Here is a 2,207-nt window from a genome sequence, read left to right on the forward strand (position 1 = left end):
AAACTCTTTATTCGGATAATAAAAATTTTGGAGAAGCATCAATATACTTTGCTGGGATTATAATGATCCTAGATGGTATTGCTGGAGCAGTAGCTGCAAATACTATTATTAAAACAGCTATTGCAATGTCCGGTCTAACTGCAATAGTAACCTGGCTAATATGGGCGATTTTTATTTTTGTAATAGGAGTTAAATTATTTCCTGACAAACAAACTAAAGTTTCTTTTAAAAAAGTTTTAACAGCCGTTGGTTTTGCTCATGCTCCTGGTTTATTAAGATTTTTTGCAGTCACACCAGATTTAATGATACCAATAATTTTTCTAACCCAGTTTTGGATTTTTGCAGGTTTAATAATTTCAACTAAACAAATATTGAGTTTAAAATCTAATTTTAAATCTTTTGGGATTGTGCTTTTATCTTTTTTAATTATTGCATTTTTATCTATCTCATTTGTGATGAGTAGAATGAATATGCTTCCAGTTAGTCAAATCAGTTAAAGTGGAAATATAGTTTTAGATACTCTACAAGATTTACATAATTTAAACCCAGTAAGAATTAAATTTTGAGTGACACTCTCATCTTCCTCTTTGCATTCATCACAAATATTGTTTAATTCTTCAGTATCTACCTTTAGATTTTTTTCATCAATTTTATCAATCATTATCTGTCAAACCAGCACCTGCCGCACCCTCTTTTAAACTGTCACTCTCTTCAACAAAAGTTTCTTCGGATAACTTGTATAAATTATTCCATTCATCGTCTGTAAAGTTATCTTCATTTTCAAGTAGATTGACCTCAATCGTATTCGCTATCTTTGGAAATTCTAGATCAATAAAATTTGAAAAAATATTTACATTTAGATTTAGTAACATTTTTTTTTCATCTATTTTAACATTAATTTTTTTTCCAATAATTTCTGATGAACGACTTATGAAGGAAATAAAAATTATTGGATAAGCAACATTTTTAAACTCAATTTTTTTTAAATTTTCTAAAACATTTATTTGATCTAAAAAACTAACACCTAAAGTAATTGGACAGTAAGGATTATTCAATGAAGAGTTATTTTCACTAATTAAATTTAAACTTTCAAATTTACTTTTATTTTTTTGATTTAAATATTCATTAAGGTGCTTAATACCCGGTAAACTAAATAGCTCTAATAACCTTATACTTTTTCCTGTTTCCTCAGAAACCCCCCAAGAATATCCTGCTGCCTTTGAAGCTCTTTTAACAGTAGTTTCAATTTCACTCAGTGATCTCATTATTAAATATTGGTTTTATATACCCACTGCTCGTCATAACTTTTTAACTCATTTGGTAGTGGAGCACCTTGGAACATGCAAATTCTTAACCATTTGTCAGATCGTGGATCAAATTTTAATGCCCCAAAAAAAGACAATTTTAGTCTTAGCATATCAATTGGCATTAAATCTTTACCAATTGTATTATCTTGTATTTCTGAATAAGGAAATTTTTCTACAATAAACGCTCTTCTTACGACATGTCTTAACTCAGAATTTGAAGTTAAAAACTCAGCAATAGTTAAACTATTTTTTGAGACTAATAATTTGTCATACAGTTTTTTTATATCTCTTGCTATTGCTAAAGGCTGTTCTAATTCTGATCCATGTTCTTCAAAACGATCCGCCAATCTAGGTTCTTCTTTATTTTTTGAAATAAACCAAAAGTTTTTATTATTTTCTTTTTCTTCAAAATTAATATCTAGAATATTAGGATACTTTGCTTCAATGATATTACGCAATTCTTCAACTTTTCTATGAGTTGGAATATTAAAATATTTTTCTTCGTCTGAACTCATTTCTTTTACCAAAGGATTTATAATATCGTTATAAGGTTCCATCATTATTGACACTATGTATTCAATACATTCCTCGCAAGTATTATCCTCTAACCATTGATAGATTTTGTTAAAAGGATATTCGCTCTTAAAATTAAAATCTTTATCTATAAAATTTAAGAATTTTTCAACATCCTTTAATAATGAAGAAATTTTTTTTTGCTGATATTCGCTATCAGTATTCCAGCTTGTAATATTTTTTAATGATTTTTTTACACAATCTATAAACAAATCGCTATCTTGACTTTCTACATCTTTGATTTCTCTAATTTTCTTAAGTGCTTTTTCTCTACTTAAAATCCAATTATTTAATAAAGTTGGGTGATTGACTATAAATGGAGCCATA

General features: G+C 27.6%; 3 protein-coding genes and 1 pseudogene. 1 reads left to right on the plus strand and 3 read right to left on the minus strand.

Annotation, left to right across the window (positions count from 1 at the left end; translation table 11 throughout):
• The coding region (locus AMO08_RS00555; protein ID WP_075484283.1) for a hypothetical protein at nucleotides 1-497 on the plus strand (497 nt) is incomplete at its 5' end.
• On the opposite strand, the gene AMO08_RS05710 is transcribed toward AMO08_RS00555, so the two are convergent.
• The 3 genes and pseudogenes from AMO08_RS05710 to AMO08_RS00565 form a co-directional block, all read right to left on the minus strand.
• Nucleotides 494-661 carry a hypothetical protein gene (locus AMO08_RS05710; RefSeq protein WP_168189248.1) on the minus strand — a complete coding sequence of 56 codons (168 nt, stop codon included), beginning with the start codon at nucleotides 659-661 and terminating at the stop codon, nucleotides 494-496. The two genes, AMO08_RS00555 and AMO08_RS05710, sit on opposite strands and share 4 nt — an antisense overlap.
• A complete protein-coding gene (locus AMO08_RS00560) occupies nucleotides 654-1,265 on the minus strand; it encodes a DUF3726 domain-containing protein (protein WP_075484284.1) in 612 nt (203 codons plus the stop codon). Before AMO08_RS00560 ends, AMO08_RS05710 begins: the two co-directional genes overlap by 8 nt.
• 2 nt (nucleotides 1,266-1,267) lie before the next feature.
• Nucleotides 1,268-2,207: pseudogene (locus AMO08_RS00565) on the minus strand (hypothetical protein); the annotation flags it as partial.

This window comes from Candidatus Pelagibacter communis (genome assembly GCF_001180205.1).
GTDB classification, from domain to species: Bacteria; Pseudomonadota; Alphaproteobacteria; order Pelagibacterales; family Pelagibacteraceae; genus Pelagibacter; species Pelagibacter ubique_O.

What these genes read in the sequence shown, in the direction of transcription:
- AMO08_RS05710 (WP_168189248.1), bottom strand. Translation starts at nt 661, where the DNA reads ATGATTGATAAAATTGATGAAAAAAATCTAAAGGTAGATACTGAAGAA.
- AMO08_RS00560 (WP_075484284.1), bottom strand. Translation starts at nt 1,265, where the DNA reads ATGAGATCACTGAGTGAAATTGAAACTACTGTTAAAAGAGCTTCAAAG.